Source organism: Variovorax raffinosi (assembly GCF_051216615.1).
In the GTDB taxonomy this organism is placed as follows: domain Bacteria; phylum Pseudomonadota; class Gammaproteobacteria; order Burkholderiales; family Burkholderiaceae_C; genus Variovorax.
Window position 1 is genome coordinate 158,694 of record NZ_JBPJZR010000001.1, and the last position, 17,257, is coordinate 175,950.

The 17,257-nt window shown below is 68.0% G+C and carries 10 protein-coding genes; 9 read left to right on the forward strand and 1 reads right to left on the reverse strand.

Annotated elements, in window-relative coordinates; all coding sequences use genetic code 11:
* Positions 1–15: 15 nt before the first annotated feature.
* A complete protein-coding gene (purL, locus tag ACSFB7_RS00720) occupies positions 16–3,993 on the reverse strand; it encodes a phosphoribosylformylglycinamidine synthase (RefSeq protein ID WP_435468036.1) in 3,978 nt (1,325 codons plus the stop codon).
* Between the two features lie 156 nt (positions 3,994–4,149).
* On the opposite strand from purL, the gene map reads away from it, so the two are divergent.
* From map to bcsB, 9 genes are all read left to right on the forward strand, one after another.
* Positions 4,150–4,974: a type I methionyl aminopeptidase gene (gene map / locus ACSFB7_RS00725; RefSeq protein ID WP_435466121.1), complete on the forward strand. Its 825-nt coding sequence runs from the start codon at positions 4,150–4,152 to the stop codon at positions 4,972–4,974.
* Positions 4,975–4,996: 22 nt separating this feature from the next.
* Entirely contained in the window at positions 4,997–7,603 is a 2,607-nt protein-coding gene (locus tag ACSFB7_RS00730; RefSeq protein WP_435466123.1) for a [protein-PII] uridylyltransferase, read from the forward strand.
* 90 nt (positions 7,604–7,693) lie between these two features.
* Positions 7,694–8,722 (forward strand): sensor domain-containing diguanylate cyclase, encoded by a 1,029-nt coding sequence (locus ACSFB7_RS00735; RefSeq protein ID WP_435466125.1) that lies wholly within the window; start codon positions 7,694–7,696, stop codon positions 8,720–8,722.
* Complete coding sequence (locus ACSFB7_RS00740; protein WP_435466127.1) at positions 8,723–10,804, forward strand: sensor domain-containing diguanylate cyclase; 2,082 nt, start codon at positions 8,723–8,725, stop codon at positions 10,802–10,804.
* Positions 10,805–11,085: 281 nt separating this feature from the next.
* Complete coding sequence (gene bcsD / locus ACSFB7_RS00745; protein ID WP_435466129.1) at positions 11,086–11,481, forward strand: cellulose biosynthesis protein BcsD; 396 nt, start codon at positions 11,086–11,088, stop codon at positions 11,479–11,481.
* Positions 11,478–11,942, forward strand: a complete 465-nt coding sequence (bcsR, locus tag ACSFB7_RS00750; protein ID WP_435466131.1) for a BcsR/BcsP family cellulose biosynthesis protein — start codon at positions 11,478–11,480, stop codon at positions 11,940–11,942. Before bcsD ends, bcsR begins: the two co-directional genes overlap by 4 nt.
* A 2-nt stretch (positions 11,943–11,944) precedes the next feature.
* Positions 11,945–12,751, forward strand: coding sequence for a cellulose biosynthesis protein BcsQ (bcsQ, locus tag ACSFB7_RS00755; protein WP_435466133.1), 807 nt, complete (start codon positions 11,945–11,947; stop codon positions 12,749–12,751).
* Positions 12,748–14,934 (forward strand): UDP-forming cellulose synthase catalytic subunit, encoded by a 2,187-nt coding sequence (gene bcsA, locus ACSFB7_RS00760; RefSeq protein ID WP_435466135.1) that lies wholly within the window; start codon positions 12,748–12,750, stop codon positions 14,932–14,934. Before bcsQ ends, bcsA begins: the two co-directional genes overlap by 4 nt.
* Positions 14,931–17,252: a cellulose biosynthesis cyclic di-GMP-binding regulatory protein BcsB gene (gene bcsB / locus ACSFB7_RS00765; RefSeq protein WP_435466137.1), complete on the forward strand. Its 2,322-nt coding sequence runs from the start codon at positions 14,931–14,933 to the stop codon at positions 17,250–17,252. The genes bcsA and bcsB overlap by 4 nt, the downstream gene beginning before the upstream one ends.
* The last annotated feature ends 5 nt before the right edge of the window (positions 17,253–17,257 follow it).

Genomic DNA, 17,257 nt, shown 5'->3' on the forward strand with positions numbered 1-17,257 from the left:
AGCGGGCCGGATGGATCAGCCGACCCAGCGGCGCGCGTTGCGCCAGATCTGCATCCAGGGGCTCAGTTCGCTGCGCTCGCCCGGCGTCCAGCTCATCTGGATGTTGCGGAACACGCGTTCCGGGTGCGGCATCACGGCAGTGAAGCGGCCGTCCGGCGTGGTCACCGAGGTCAGGCCGCCCGCGCTGCCGTTCGGGTTGAACGGGTACTGCTCGGTCGGCTTGCCGTGGTTGTCGACGAAGCGCATGGCCGCGATGGCCTTGGCGGGGTCGCCGCGGTGCTTGAAGTTGGCATAACCCTCGCCGTGCGCCACCGCGATCGGCAGGCGGCTGCCGGCCATGCCCGCGAAAAAGAGGCTCGGCGACTCGAGCACTTCGACCATCGACAGGCGCGCTTCGAAGCGCTCGCTCTGGTTGGTGGTGAAGCGCGGCCAGGCTTCGGCGCCCGGAATGATGTCGGCCAGTTCGGCAAACATCTGGCAGCCGTTGCACACGCCCAGGCCGAAGGTGTCGGCGCGGCCGAAGAAGGCCTTGAACTGCTCGGCCAGCTTGGGGTTGAAGGTGATGCTGCGGGCCCAGCCGATGCCGGCGCCCAGCGTGTCGCCGTAGCTGAAGCCACCGCAGGCGACCACGCCCTTGAAGTTGGCCAGGTCCGCCCTGCCCGTCTGCAGGTCGGTCATGTGGACGTCGTAGGCCTCGAAGCCGGCTTCGGTGAAGGCGTAGGCCATCTCGACATGCGAGTTGACGCCCTGCTCGCGCAGGATCGCGACCTTGGGGCGCGACTGCAGGATGGCCGGGGCTGCCGGCTGCGCGTTCGGCAGGAACACATGCATGCCCGGGTCCGAAGGCTCACCGGCTGCGGCGTGCTCGGCATCGGCGCAGGCCGGGTTGTCGCGCTCGCGGGCGATCTTCCAGCTCACCGAGTCCCAGACCTGATGCAGGTCGTGCAGGCTCGCGCTGAACACCGACTTGGCATCGCGCCAGACTTCGAGCTTGCCCTTGCCCGCGTCCATGGTCGAGCTGGCCGGCCGCGTCTTGCCGACGAAATGGCTGTGGGCGCTGAGGCCATGGGTGCGCAGCACCTGCATGACGTCGTTGCGCTCGGCCGTGCGCACCTGCAGCACCATGCCGAGTTCTTCGTTGAACAGCGCCTTGAGCGTGAGTTCTTCGCGCCGGCCGCTGACCTGCTGCGCCCAGTTCTTGGCGTCGCCGGTTTCCATGCGGCTGTCGGAAATGCCGTCGCCTTCGGTGACCAGCATGTCGACGTTGAGCGCCACGCCGACGTGGCCGGCGAAGGCCATTTCGCAGGCGGTGGCGAACAGGCCGCCGTCGCTGCGGTCGTGCATCGCGAGGATCTTGCCGTCGGCGCGCAGCGCGTTCACGGCGTTCACCAGCGCGACCAGTTGCGCGGGGTCGTCGAGGTCGGGCACGGCGTCGCCGCTCTGGCCCAGCGTCTGCGACAGGATGCTGCCGGCCATGCGGTGCTGGCCACGGCCCAGATCGATCAGCACGAGCGTAGTGTCGGCTTCTTGCGCATCGAGCTGCGGCGTGAGCGTGCCGCGCACATCGGCCAGCGTGGCGAAGGCGGTGACGATCAGGCTCACGGGCGAGGTGACCTTCTTGGCTTGCCCGTCGTCCTTCCACTGCGTGCGCATCGACAGCGAATCCTTGCCGACCGGAATCGACACGCCCAGCGCCGGGCACAGCTCCAGGCCCACGGCCTTGACGGTTTCATACAGCGCGGCGTCTTCGCCGGGTTCGCCGCAGGCGGCCATCCAGTTGGCCGACAGCTTGACGCGCGAGAGCTCGATCGGCGCGGCCAGCAGGTTGGTGATGGCCTCGGCCACGGCCATGCGGCCGGAGGCCGGCGCGTCGAGCGCGGCCAGCGGCGTGCGCTCGCCCATGCTCATCGCCTCGCCGGCGAAACCCTTGTAGTCGGCCAGCGTCACGGCGCAATCGGCCACGGGCACCTGCCACGGGCCGACCATCTGGTCGCGGTGGCTCATGCCGCCCACGGTGCGGTCGCCGATGGTGATGAGGAAGCGCTTGGAAGCCACGGTCGGGTGCGCGAGCACCTCGATGGCGGCCTTCTGCAGGTCCACGCCCGTGAGGTCGAGCGGCTTGAAGCTGCGCGCGACGGTCTTCACATCGCGGTGCATCTTGGGCGGCTTGCCGAGCAGCACGTCCATCGGCATGTCGACGGGCTGCACGGCAGCGCCTTCGTCGGCCACCAGCAGTTGGCGCGCTTCGGTCGCCACGCCGACCACGGAGAACGGGCAGCGCTCGCGCTCGCAGAAGGCCTTGAATTGTTCTAGCGACTCCGGCGCGATGGCCAGCACGTAGCGCTCCTGGCTTTCGTTGCACCAGATTTCCTTGGGCGCCATGCCCGACTCTTCGAGCGGCACGGCGCGCAGGTCGAAGCGCGCGCCACGGCCGGCGTCGTTCGTCAGTTCGGGGAAGGCGTTGCTCAGGCCGCCCGCGCCGACGTCGTGGATTGCCAGGATCGGGTTGGCCGCGCCCTGCTGCCAGCAGTGGTTGATGACCTCTTGCGCACGGCGTTCGATTTCGGGGTTGCCGCGCTGCACCGAGTCGAAGTCGAGTTCGGCCGCGTTGGCGCCGGTCGCCATCGAGCTGGCGGCGCTGCCGCCCATGCCGATGCGCATGCCGGGGCCGCCGAGCTGGATCAGCAGCGAGCCGGCCGGGAACTGGATCTTCTTGGTCTGGGTCGCGTCGATGCTGCCGAGGCCACCCGCGATCATGATGGGCTTGTGGTAGCCGCGCTGCACCGTGTCGAGGTCGCTCGCGATGGTCTGCTCGTACTCGCGGAAGTAGCCCAGCAGGTTGGGCCGGCCGAATTCGTTGTTGAACGCGGCGCCGCCCAGCGGGCCCTCGGTCATGATCTGCAGCGGGCTGGCGATGTGCTCGGGCTTGCCGTAGTGGCCGTCTTCCGGCCACAGCTTGGACACCGTGAAACCGGTCAGGCCGGCCTTGGGCCTGGAGCCACGGCCGGTGGCGCCTTCGTCACGGATTTCGCCGCCGGCGCCGGTCGAGGCGCCGGGGAACGGCGAAATCGCCGTCGGGTGGTTGTGCGTCTCGACCTTCATGAGCACGTGGCTCAGCGCGCTCTCTTTTTGATAGCCCTGCTCGCCCGATCCGGCCGCGCGTGCCACGAAGCGCTCGATGTTGCTGCCCTCCATCACCGAGGCGTTGTCCGCATAGGCGATCACCGTGTGCTGCGGGTTCTGCTTCTCGGTGTGGCGGATCATCGAGAACAGGCTTTGGGGCTGCGCCTTGCCGTCGATGGTGAAGTCGGCGTTGAAGATCTTGTGGCGGCAGTGTTCGCTGTTGGCCTGCGCGAACATCATCAGTTCGACGTCGCTCGGGTTGCGGCCCAGGCGGGTGAAGGCTTCGACCAGGTAGTCGATTTCGTCCTCGGCCAGCGCCAGGCCGAAGCCGGTGTTGGCCGCCACCAGTGCGGCACGACCGCCGGTCTGCACGTCGACCTGCGCCATCGGCTGGGCCGGCAGCTCGCTGAACAGGCTGGCCGCCTGTTCGACGGTGGCCAGCACCGATTCGGTCATGCGGTCGTGCAGCGGGCCGGCCGCGGCGGCCAGCGCGTCGCCTTCGAGAACCGGCGCCTTGCCGATCAGCGGTGCCTTGAGCTTCAGGTGGTATTGCGTGACGCGCTCGACCCGGCGCAGCGCCAGGCCGCAGTTGTGGGCAATGTCGGTGGCCTTGGAGGCCCAGGGCGACACCGTGCCGAGCCGGGGCGTGACGACCACCGAGGTGACCGCCTTGGCCGGCGCCTCGAAGGGCTCGCCGTAGGTCAGAAGTGCGGCGAAGCGGTCACGGTCGGCTTCGGCCAGCGACGCATCGGTGACCACGAGGTGCACGAAACGGGCCGAAATGCCCTCGATGCGCGGCTCGATGGCCTGCAGTTTCGGCAGCAGTTGCCGTGCGCGGAAGTCGCTGAGTGCGCTGCCGCCCTCGAACATGGTTACGACAGGAAGGGCTTGAGGTGCGGGCTGCGTCACGGTCGATGGGGGCCTGGAGGCCGCGTTGAGAAATCAGGAATCGAGGCGGATGGCCGCTGACTGGGGTCATCCGCGTTAACCCGGAATTTTAGCCTTTGTGAATGGGATAATTCCGGGATGAGCATTACCTACAAAGACGCAGCAGGCATCGCCGCCATGCGCGTCGCCTGCCGCCTCGGGTCCGAGGTGCTGGACTACCTCACGCCCTTCATCAAGCCCGGCATCACGACCAACGACATCGACCGGCTGGCCGCGGAATACATGGTCAAGCAGGGCACCACCTCGGCCACGGTGGGCTACCTGGGCGCCAGCAGCGTGCCGTTTCCGAAGTCGCTGTGCACCTCGGTCAACCACGTGGTGTGCCACGGCATCCCCAATGACAAGCCTTTGAAAAAGGGCGACATCATGAACATCGACGTCACCGTCATCAAGGACGGCTGGTTCGGCGACAACAGCCGCATGTTCGTGATCGGCGACGCGTCCATCGCAGCCAAGCGCCTGTGCTCCCTCACCTTCGAGGCCATGTGGCACGGCATCCTGCAGGTGCGCCCCGGCGGCCACCTGGGCGACGTGGGCCATGCGATCCAGAAATTCGCCGAGGGCCAGGGCTTCTCGGTGGTGCGCGAGTTCTGCGGCCACGGCGTGGGCCAGCGTTTTCATGAAGAACCGCAGGTGCTGCACTACGGCCGCCCCGGCACCATGGAAGAACTCAAGCCCGGCATGATCTTCACCATCGAGCCGATGATCAACGCCGGCAAGCGCGACGTGAAGGAAGACTTCAAGGGCGGCCAGTACGACGGCTGGACCATCGTCACGCGCGACCATTCGCTGTCGGCCCAGTGGGAGCACACGGTGCTGGTCACCGAAACCGGCTACGAAGTGCTGACGCTGTCCGAAGGCAGCCCGCCGCTGCCCTCCTTCGTCACCGCCACCAAGACCTGACGCGGCAACGCGCGCCCCCGCCGTGATCGAAGCAGCCAATATCGACGTGGCGACGCTGCGCGAAGCCTATCGCGCGAAGAAGCTCGCCCTCTTCGACACCCTGCGCTTTGCGCGCGCGCCCACCCGCAGCGTGCACACCGTGCTGCGCCAGCTCTCGGCGCTGGCCGACCAGACGCTCTGCACGCTCTGGGAAGAAGCCGATTTCGGCGATTCGCTGACGCTGGCGGCCGTGGGCGGCTTCGGCCGCGGCGAGCTGTTTCCGTATTCCGACGTCGACGTGCTGCTGCTGCTGCCGCCCGAAGGCCACGAGAGCGAGATCGACCCGGCCCGCATCGAAGCCTTCATCGGCCATTGCTGGGACGCGGGCCTGGAAATCGGCTCCAGCGTGCGCACGGTCGAAGAGTGCCTGGCCGAGGCCGAAAAAGACGTCACCGTCCAGACCTCGCTGCTCGAAGCCCGGCTGATCGCCGGCAACAAGAAGCTCTTTACCGCCTTTCGCCGCCGCTTCACCCGCGCCATCGATCCGCAGGCCTTCTTCGTCGCCAAGTCGCAGGAAATGCGGCACCGCCACCAGAAGTTCGACAACACGCCCTACGCGCTCGAACCCAACTGCAAGGAATCGCCAGGCGGCCTGCGCGACCTGCAGACCATCCTGTGGATGACCAAGGCGGCCGGCTTCGGCAGCCGCTGGGACGACCTCGCCAAGAACGGCCTGGCCACTTCCTTCGAGGCCCAGCAGATCAAGCGCAACGAAGCCCTGCTCTCGCTGATCCGCGCCCGCCTGCACGTGATTGCCAACCGGCGCGAAGACCGCCTCGTGTTCGACCTGCAGACCGCCGTGGCCGCCAGCTTCGGCTACGAAAGCGAATCGCAGCGCAAGTCCAGCGAGGCGCTGATGCGGCGCTACTACTGGGCGGCCAAGGCGGTGTCGCAGCTCAACCAGATCCTGCTGCTCAATATTTCCGAGCGGCTCCAGCCCATCGACGAGCAGCACACGCCGATCAACGAGCGCTTCTACGAGCGCGCCGGCCTGATCGAGATTGCCAGCGACGACCTGTACGAGCGCGAGCCGCATGCGGTGCTCGAGACCTTCCTGCTGTATCAGAAGACCATCGGCGTGAAGGGCCTGTCGGCGCGCACGCTGCGCGCGCTGTACAACGCGCGCCACGTGATGGACAGCAAGTTCCGCAACGACCCGGTCAATCACCAGACCTTCATGCGCATCCTGATGCAGCCCTACGGCATCACGCATGCCTTCCGGCTGATGAACCAGACCTCGGTGCTGGGGCGCTACCTGCGCGTGTTCCGCAGCATCGTGGGCCAGATGCAGCACGACCTGTTCCATGTGTACACGGTCGACCAGCACATCCTGATGGTGCTGCGCAATGTGCGGCGCTTCTTCATTGCCGAGCATGCGCACGAATACCCGTTCTGCTCGCAGCTCGCGGCCGGCTGGGACAAGCCGTGGATTCTTTACGTCGCGGCCCTCTTCCACGACATCGCCAAGGGCCGCGGCGGCGACCACTCGACGCTCGGCGCGCGCGACGTGCAGCGCTTTTGCAAGCAGCACGGCATTGCGCGCGAAGACTCCAGGCTCATCGAATTCCTGGTCGCCGAGCACCTGGTGATGAGCCAGGTCGCGCAAAAGCAGGACCTGAGCGACCCCGAGGTGATCGGCGCCTTCGCCAAGCGCGTGGGCAACGAGCGCTACCTCACCGCCCTCTATCTGCTGACCATCGCCGACATCCGCGGCACCTCGCCGCGCGTGTGGAATGCCTGGAAAGGCAAGCTGCTCGAAGACCTGTACCGCTTCACCCTGCGCGCGCTCGGCGGCCGCATGCCCGACCCGGACGCCGAGGTCGAGTCGCGCAAGCGCGAGGCGCTGGTGCTGCTCGCCCTGCACGCCCAGCGCTTCGAGGCGCACAAGGCCCTGTGGGACACGCTCGATGTCGGCTACTTCATGCGCCACGACGCCACCGAGATCGCCTGGCACGCCAAGCAGCTCTCGCGCTTCGTGCCGCCCAAGAACGTGCCCATCGACCCGAAGGCGCCGCCGATCGTGCGCGCGCACCTGTCGCCGGTGGGCGAAGGCCTGCAGGTGGTGGTCTACACGCCCGACCAGCCCGACCTGTTCGCGCGCATCTGCGGCTATTTCGACCAGTCCTCCTTCAGCATCCTCGATGCCAAGGTGCACACCACGAGCAACGGCTACGCGCTCGATACCTTCCAGGTCGTCACGACCTTCCTGCCCGACCACTACCGCGACCTGATCAGCATGGTCGAGTCGGGCCTGGGCCACACGCTCACCGAAGCCGGCCCGCTGCCCGCGCCCAGCATGGGCCGGGTGTCGCGCCGGGTGCGCAGCTTTCCGATCAAGCCGCGCATCAGCCTCGTGCCCGACGACAAGGCTCAGCGCTGGGTGCTCAGCATCTCGGCCAGCGACCGCGCCGGCCTGCTGTATTCGGTGGCCCGCGTGCTCGCGCGGCATCACCTGAACCTGCAGCTCGCCAAGGTCACGACGCTGGGCGAGCGCGTGGAAGACAGCTTTCTCATCAGCGGCCCGGAGCTGCAAGGCCAGAAAACACAGCTCGCGATCGAAACCGAGCTGATGGACGCCCTGGCGTCCTGAGCCACCGATTCCCGAGTCGCGCCACAGGTCATAGGGCCCATCGCACACATAAAGCCGGCGCGGCTGACCATCGCCATCAGAATGTCGGGCATGGACTCTTTGATCGAACAGCTTTCCGACTCTGTTTCCTCCGCAAAGACGCTGGAAGACCTCGCGCGCCCGATGCTGGAAATGCTCGAAGTGGTCACCGGCCTGGAGTCGACCTACCTCACGACCATCGACTTGGACAAGGGCTTGCAGCGCATTCTGTTTGCACGCAACGTCAGGCAGCTGACCATTCCCGAAGGCCTGTCGGTGCCCTGGGCCGACACGCTGTGCAAGCGCGCGCTCGAAGAGGGCCGCACCTACACCGACGACGTTGCGAACTGCTGGGGCGACTCCGACGCGGCGCAGCAGCTCGGCATCCAGACCTATGTGAGCACGCCCGTGAAGACCGACAGCGGCGGCCTCTACGGCACGCTGTGCGCCGCCAGCGCGGTCAAGCGTCCGCTGCCCTCGCGCGCGGCATCGGTGCTTCAGCTTTTCGCGCGGCTGATCGGCCAGCAGGTCGAGCGCGAACTGCTGTTCCTCAAGCTCAAGAAGGCCAACACCGAGCTGGCTGCCTTCGCGTCGACCGATTCGCTGACCGGCCTGGCCAACCGCCGCTCGCTCATCGACGCGCTGCGCCGCATGCTCGCGCAGGCCGCGCGGGACGGCCATTGCGTGCTGGTCGGCTTCATCGACCTGGACGACTTCAAGAAGATCAATGACGCACACGGCCACGACACGGGCGACGAATTCCTGGCGGCCATGGCCGCGCGCCTGTCGACCTCGCTGCGCGCCAGCGACATGCTCGCGCGCTTCGGCGGCGACGAGTTCGTGGTGATCGGCCCCGGCCCCGCGCTGGGCGAAGCGCCGGCCGATGCGGCACAGGCGTTCGAGGCGCGCGTGGCGGCCAGCACGGTCAGCGAACTCCGGCTGCACCGGGCGACCGTTCGCTACGAAGGCGCCAGCGTCGGCGTGGTGGCGGTCGATCCGCGCACCGTTTCCGCCGAAGAAGCCTTGCGGCAGGCGGACGACGCGATGTACGAAGTCAAGCGCCATCGCCGCGCGGCCAGCAGGGAAATGTCTTCCGTCTGAATGAAAACCGACCGGCTGGCACGTCTCGAAAGCGCCCTGGGTTCGCTCAAGGCTCGGATCACGATGGGCGGGATCATGGCGCTGGTGCTCGGCATCGGCCTGATCACGACCATCCTCGTGGGCCGCACCGAGCACGATCTTCTTGAATCGCAGCGCCAGCGCGAACTGAGCGAGTCGGTGCGCACCGCGGCGCTGCTGGGCCACAACGTGCTGCAGTTGCAGCGCGTGCTCGAATCCGTGACGTCGATGCTCGACGAGCCCACGCTGCAGAACCCCGCCGCGCTCAAGGAGTTCATGCAGAGCAAGCCGGTGATGCGCAACTTCTTCGCCAACATCTACGTGGCGACGCCGGACGGGCAGGTGCGCGTCATGGTCGACGCAAAAGGCCTGTCGTGGCCCACGCTGAACATCGCCGACCGCCGCTACTTCGGCCTCACGCTGGCCGAAGGCCGGCCCATGGTGTCGGCCGCGCTGCGCGGCTCGCTGACCGGCGAGCCCATCATTGCCTTCACACAGCCGGTGCGCAACGCCGGGGGCATCTATGCGGTGCTGGGCGGCACCTTGCGGCTGTCCAGCCGCGACCTGCTCGACGGGCTGGTCGCCACGCAGGCCGGCGACGCCAGCGCGCTCATCATCGTCACCGACACCGAAGGTCGGGTGCTGGCCCATCCGGACCGCAAGAAGCTGCTGCATTCGATTTCCGACGAGCCGCGGCTGGCACAGGCCTTCAAGGCGTGGCAGGCCAGCGGCAGCCCGGTCGAGCCGCAAGGCCTGCTGCTGCCGCAGGCGCGCGAGATCGTCAGCGTCGCCGGCGTGCCGGGGCCCGACTGGATCGTGTGGCGCGAGCGCTCCGAAGCCGAGGTGCTGGCACCCGTCAAGGCCGCGCGCGAGCAGGCCATGATGTGGGCCGGCAGCCTTGTCGCCGTGCTCTCCGCCGGCCTCTTCCTGACCCTGTGGTGGCTGCTGCAGCCGCTGACGCTGCTGGAGCGGCGCGCGCGGCACATGTTCGACGTCGGCATCAAGGCCGAAGACGGCTGGCCCGTCGCCGAGGGCGAGATCGGCAACCTGGGCAAGGTGCTGCGCCAGGTGGGCATCCAGCGCGCCGGGCTGGAGCGGCTCAACGGCGAAATGATGAGCAAGCTGCGCTCGGTGATGCGCGCGGCGCCCATCGGCCTGGCCTTTGTGCGCGACCGGCGCTTCGAGCTGGTGAGCGACGAGCTGTGCCGCATGCTGGCCTACTCGGCCGACGACCTGCTGGGCCAGCCGGTCGACCTGATCGTGGTGCCGCCGGAGAACGACCAGCCCGACCTTGCCGCGCTGGAAAAAGAGGCTTTCGCGACCAGCAATTCCTATGTGGGCGAATGCCGCATGCAGCGCGGCGACGCCACACGCTTCTGGGCCCGGCTGCGCACCCGGCCGGTCGATCCGGGGCACACGGATTTCGGCTCGATCTGGACGCTCGTGAACATCGAGGAGCAGCGCAGCGCCCGCCGCGCGCTCGAATGGTCGGCCGCCCATGACGGCCTGACCGGGCTGGCCAACCGCCAGCGCTTCGACCAGCAGGCGCAGCGGCTGATCGACGCCCGACCAGATTCGCTGCCCGCTGCGCTGGTGTTCATCGACCTGGATCACTTCAAGGCGGTCAACGACACCGCCGGCCATCTGTCGGGCGACGCGATGCTGCGCGCGGCGGCGGCGGCCATCATGTCGCGCGTGCGCTCGGGCGACCTGGCCGCGCGCATCGGCGGCGATGAATTCGCGCTGCTGCTGGAGCAGTGCGACCACGAGGCGGCGGTCGGCGTGGCCGAGGACATCGTGGCCTCGATCTCGGCGATTGCGCTGCCCTGGCTGTCGGGCAGCCTGCACATCGGCGCCAGCATCGGCGTGGCCTGCCTGACACCGGGGATCGACACCGTCGATGCCTGGGTCGATGCGGCCGACGCCGCGTGCTATGCGGCCAAGGCCGCGGGCCGTGGCGTGGTGCGCGTGGGCCGCGTGCCGCGCGCGCCGGTCGCACCTGCGGCACCTGTCGTACCTGCTGCGCCAGGTGCACCCGGCTCGCCGGACAGCATCGAAGACTGAGCACCACCGATTTCTTGCAGCCCTGCTGAATCCGGCGCGCGCCGCGCGTCGTATCCGCAGCATCGGCGCGCATGCGATCCGATGCTCGCGCGCGGGTCTTCCGAGCGAACCCGTCCCCGAATTCAGACAGTTCGAGCGCGATGCGTCATCGAAAAGTTCACATATGTTGTCAACCGTTAATTGATCCCACAAAATGCGTCGACATGGACAAAGCCGCGACGTTTATCGAGTACTACGAGAGGAAAGCGTGCAGCGCGCAATGGCTGGAATTCAATCGGGGCATGGCTACCGAATTGGGTACAGGATTGCCGCCTGAAGACCTGCGGCAGCTTTTCTTTCGCATCGGCCAGCGTCTTGCGCATGCCCTGCCGGTTGCGCCGTGCGACACGCTCGGCGATCTCCAGGCGCAGTTCAATGCGCGCTGGGACGGCATCGACTGGGGCTTCAGCACCTTGACCGAAGACGCGGACAGCGTCTTCATCACCCACGCATGCAGCCCGATCGCCACGGCCTTCGGGCCCGAGGCCACGAACTGGAGCGTCGGCTTCTTCGAAGGCGTCTACCAGGCCTGGTTCGATGCGCAGAACATGCCTTCGAGCCTGCGGGTGCAGGCGCTGCAGCCCGATGCGCATGCGGGCTCCCACATCGAGCTGCGCCTGTCGAAAGCGCTGCCATGACGCAGGACGACGACACCCCGGAAGACATCGCGGGCCTGTTCCGCAAGTTCGGCGGCGACGCCCACGGGTACAAGGAATTCGCGCCGCCGGAAGCCGAGGGCGAAGCGCCGAAGGCGTGGCCGCTGTTGTCGGGCGAGAAGATCGTGCGTGCGCCCGTTGCCGCGCCGGCACCGGTCGCGGCCCCCGCGCAGCCCGCTGCCGCCGTGCCGCCGGCCAGGGTCGAGCCCGTGCTGCGCCCACCGGCGCCGCTGGCCAGCGCCCTGCCCCCGCCCGCTCCGGCACCCGTGTTCGCACCAGCGCCAACACCGGCCCCCGCCTTCGTGCAACCGGCCCCGCTACCCGCAGCAGGCACCAGCCACCACGCGCCCACCCCGCTCGAACAACTGTTCGCTCGGCTGGCCGCGCCGCAGCCACCCGCCGCCGCGCCGGGCCCCATGTCGCGATGGCGAAGGCCGACGTGACGATGGTTGTCGTTCCCATCGTTTCATCCAAAGGCGGTGTCGGCAAGACAACGATCACCGCCAACCTGTGCGCCGAACTGGCACGCCGTGGCCGGCAAGTGCTGGCGATCGACCTCGATCCGCAGAATGCCCTGCGCTTTCACCTGGCCAACGATCCGGCCACCTGCGAAGCCGGGCTGGTCGAGGCCGCCACCGGCCTGATGCCCTGGGCGCGCGCGATGCAGCCCGCGCACGGCGGCGTGATCCTGCTGCCCTTTGGCACCGTCGACGATGAGCGCCAGGTCGCCTTCGAGCAGCAGTTGGCCCAGTACCCCGGCTGGCTCGGCGACACGCTGGCGCGCTTTGCGCTGCCGCCGGACACGCTGGTGCTGCTGGACACACCGCCTGGCCCGTCCGTCTACCTGCAGCAGGTCTTGCGCGCGGCGCATTTCAGCGTGGTCTCGGTGCTGTCCGATGCCGGCTCGTTCGCGACGCTGCCGATCATCGAGCGCATGGTCGACAAGTACTGCCGCCCGCGCGCCGACTACCTCGGCACCGGCTACGTGGTCAACCAGGTCGACCCCGGCAAGCGGCTGAACCATGACGTCTTCGAGATGCTGCGCACCCGGCTGCGCTCGGACCTGCTCGGCGTGCTGCACCTGGACCAGGCCGTGCCCGAAGCGCTGGCCTCGGCCGAGCCGGTGCAGCGCTATGCGCCGATGAGCCAGGCCACGCAAGATTTTTCTTCCTGTGCAGAGCGGCTGCTCGGCCGCATCGCGGCAGCGGGCCAGGCGCCATCTTCACCGCGGTCCTTGGAATTCACACGATGAACAGCGCTCCCTCCGGCCAGCAGCAGCAACAGCCCGCCGCGCAGCCCGCGCCGCCGCGCCCTGCGCCGGCCTTCCTGCGGCTGGCGCCGGTGCGCTTCATCGGCTGGATCCTGGCGCTGGCGATCCTGCCGGCCATCATCATCACGCCGATGACCTTCGAGCAACAGCTCGTGCTGTCGGTCGGCATCTTCGTCATTGCGCTGCTCACCAACCGCGTACGCGGGCGCTTCGCGAGCCTGGTGCTGATCTTCCTGTCGGTCGTGGTGTCTTCGCGCTACACCTACTGGCGCGTGACCGAGACCATGGTCATGGACAACGCGGTCGACCTGGTGCTGGGCGTCGGCTTGCTGATGGCCGAGCTGTACGCCTTCGTCGTGCTGCTGCTGGGCTACGTGCAGACCGCATGGCCGCTGGAGCGCAAGCCGGTGCCGCTGCCCGAAGACCCGGCCGAGTGGCCGACCATCGACCTTTTCATTCCGACCTACAACGAGGCGCTGTCGGTGGTGCGCTCCACCGTGCTGGCGGCGCAGTCGATCGACTGGCCGCGCGACAAGATCAAGATCTTCGTGCTCGACGACGGCCGGCGCGAAGAATTCCGCGTGTTCTGCGAAGAGATCGGCGTGGCCCACGTCACGCGCGACAACAACCGCCACGCCAAGGCCGGCAACATCAACGCCGCGCTGAAGAACACCACCGGCGAGTTCGTCGCCATCTTCGACTGCGACCACATTCCCACCCGCTCGTTCATGCAGATCGCCATGGGCTGGTTCGGGCGCGACGCCAAGCTGGGCATGGTGCAGCTGCCCCACTATTTCTTCTCGGCCGACCCGTTCGAGCGCAACCTCGACACCTTCGGCACCGTGCCCAATGAAGGCGAACTGTTCTACGGCCTGATCCAGGACGGCAACGACCTGTGGAACGCCACCTTCTTCTGCGGCTCCTGCGCGGTGCTGCGCCGGACCATCGTGGAAGAAGTCGGCGGCATCGCGGTCGAGACCGTGACCGAAGACGCCCACACCGCGCTGAAAATGCACCGCCGCGGCTACAACACCGCCTACCTCGCACTGCCGCAGGCGGCCGGCCTGGCCACCGAAAGCCTGTCGGGCCACGTGGGCCAGCGCATCCGCTGGGCGCGCGGCATGGCGCAGATCTTTCGCATCGACAACCCGCTGTTCGGGCGCGGCCTGCATTGGGCGCAGCGCCTGTGCTACGTCAACGCGATGCTGCACTTCCTGTACGGCCTGCCGCGCCTGATCTACCTGACGGCGCCGCTGGCCTACCTGTACTTCGGCGCGAGCGTGATCCACGCCTCGGCCTCGATGATCTTCGCCTTCGCGCTGCCGCACATCCTGCATGCCAACCTGACCAACAGCCGCATCCAGGGGCGCTTTCGCTACCTGCTGTGGAACGAGGTGTACGAGGCGGTGCTGGCCTGGTACATCTTCCGACCCACGCTGGTGGCGCTGATCAACCCCAAGCTGGGCAGCTTCAACGTGACGGCCAAGGGCGGGCTGATCCAGGAAGAGTATTTCGACAGCACCATCGCCAAGGCCAGCCTGGTGCTGCTGGCGCTCAACTTCCTGGGCGTGTGCCTGGGCATCTGGCGCCTGACCTGGGTGGACCCGCAGAACATCGCCACCGTGTGGCTGAACCTGGCGTGGACCATCTACAACCTGATGATCCTGGGCGCCTGCGTGGCGGCGGCCAACGAGTCGCGCCAGTTGCGCGGCTCGCACCGCGTGGCGCTCGAAGTGCCGGCCACGCTGTACTTTGCCGACGGCCGCTCGCTGCGTTGCAACACCTTCGACTTTTCCAGCGGCGGCCTGGGCGTGGAACTGCCCTCGGACATGGCGCTGCAGCCGGAAGAACCGGTCGAGGTGGCGCTGTACCGCAACGACACCGAATCGCGCTTTGCCGCCAACGTGCGCTTCAGCAACGGCCGGCGCATCGGCCTGAGCTTCGCGCCGATGAGCTTCGCGCAGGAACGCGCGCTGGTGCAGTGCACGACCGCGCGCGCCGACATCTGGGCCGCCCGCTGGGGCAACCACCCGCGCGTGCCGATCCACCGCGTGCTCGGCCACATCATCAGCATCAGCGGCACCGGGTTCCGCGACATGTTCAGCCATTACTACCGCGCAGCGACCTCCAGGCTGCGCCCCGCCAAAGCGAAGGAATCCACGTGACGATCTCCCTGTCCGCGCATCGTCGCGCCACGCCTTTTCCTTGCGGGTTGTCACCTGCGACCGCCGCCGTGCTGGCGATCGCGCTGGCCGCCGGCGGCGCATCGGCGCAGTCGCGACCGCCGGCGAGTCCGGCGTTGCCTGCAGCGGCGGCAGCCGCCTCCACTGCACCGGCCGCGCAAGCCCCGGCCGCCGGCGTGGTGCGCGAACTCAACCTCACGCAACTGGGCATCGACTACGCGGTGCAACTGCGCGGCATCAGCGGCACGGTCGGCATTCCGTTCAACGTGCGGGCCGACGAACTGGTCACGGCCGCTTCGCTCAAGCTGAACTACGCCTACTCGCCTTCGCTGATTCCCGAGCTGTCGCACCTGAAGATCACGGTCAACGACGTGCTGGTCGCCACCCTGCCGGTGCCGCATGCTGAAGCGGGCAAGCCGCAAAGCGTGGACATTCCGATCGACCGGCGCCTGATCACCGAGTTCAACCGCATCAACATCGAGCTGATCGGCCACTACACGCGCGACTGCGAAGACCCGATGCACACCAGCCTGTGGGCGCGCATCGACGCCTCCAGCACGCTGAAGCTGGCGGTGTCGCCACTCAAGCTGACGAACGACCTGGCGGCGCTGCCGCAGCCGTTCTTCGACCGCCGCGACGTGCGCCGCGCGCGCATTCCCTTCGTCTTCGGCAGCCCCGAGACGGCGCCGGTGCTCGAAGCGGCCGGCGTGGTGTCGTCGTGGTTCGGCGCGCTCGCGGACTACCGCGGCGCCACCTTCCCGGTCTCGCGCGGCGAGCTGCCGACGGGCCATGCGGTGGTGTTCGCCACGCCCGAATCGAGCATTCCCAACCTGCAGTTGCCGGCCATCCAGGGGCCGTCGCTGGCCGTGGTCGACAACCCGCAAGACCCCGCCGGCAAGCTGCTGCTGGTGATGGGCCGTACCCCCGACGAGCTGCGCACCGCCGCCGCCGCGCTGGCGCTGAACAGCAAGGCCCTGGCCGGCGCGCTGGCCTCGGTCACGGCCTTCCAGGAGCCGCCGGTGCGCAAGCCCTACGACGCGCCGCGCTGGGTGCCGAGTGACCGCCCGCTGCAGCTCGGCGAGCTGACGACGGCCACCGACCTGTCGGTGTCGGGCTACAACCCCGACGTGGTGCGCGTCAACCTGCAGTTGCCGCCCGACCTCTTTACCTGGCGCAGCCGTGGCTTTCCTCTGGACCTGCAATACCGCTACACGCCGCGCGTGCGGCCCGACCAGTCGACGCTGAACGTCAACGTCAACGACAACTTCGTCGGTGCCCTGCCGCTGCGCGCCGCCAACCCGGCCGGCGACAAGTGGTGGAACCCGCTGGCCGTGAAGCTGATGCCCGACGGCACGCTGGTCGAGCGCAAGGAAATCATCCTGCCGCCGCTGGCCATGGGCCCGCGCAGCCAGTTGCGGCTGCACTACTACTTCGAGCCCTTCGGCGGGCGCTGCATTCCGCAACTGGACAACGTGCGCGGCTCGATCGATCCGACCTCGAAGATCGACCTGTCGGGCTTTCCGCACTTCATCGCGATGCCCGAGCTGGCCGCCTATGCCAACGGCGGCTTTCCGTTCTCGCGCATGGCCGACCTGTCTGAAACCGCGGTCATCCTGCCGGACCAGGCCGACGGCACCGACACCGAAACCTACCTGGGCCTGCTGGGCCAGATCGGCCACGCCACCGGCTACCCCGCGCTGCGCGTGAAGGTCGGCCGCTCGGCCGAAGTGGCGCAATGGGCCGACAAGGACCTGCTGGTGATCGGCAACCTGCAGAACCAGCCGCTGTTCACCCAGTGGGCCGACAAGATGCCGCTCAAGCGCAACGGCACCTCGCCCGAGATCAAGCTCAACAGCTGGATCGACAACGCCATCGACTTCGTGATCGGCGCGCGCAAGCGCGAAGACCTGCCCGGCTCGATGCAGATCGCGGTGAGCAGCGACGGGCAGGATGCCGCGCTGGCCGGCTTCGAGTCGCCGCTGCGCAGCGGCCGCAGCGTGGTGGCCGCCATCACCAACCCGGCCTCGAAGGAAGCGCTGCTCAATGCGCTGATGACGCCCGACCTGCTCAAGCGCGTGCAGGGCAGCATGACCATCGTGCGCGACACGCAGGTCAACAGCGTGCTGGGCGGCGACACCTACTACGTCGGCCGCCTGCCGCCGATGGCCTGGCTGCAATGGAACCTGTCGCGCAGCCCGCTGATGCTGGCCGGGCTGATCGTGGTGCTGGCCCTGCTGGGCGCGGCCATCTCGTATGCGGGCCTCCAGCTGCGGGCGCGCCGCCGCCTGTCGGTCAAATAACCTGC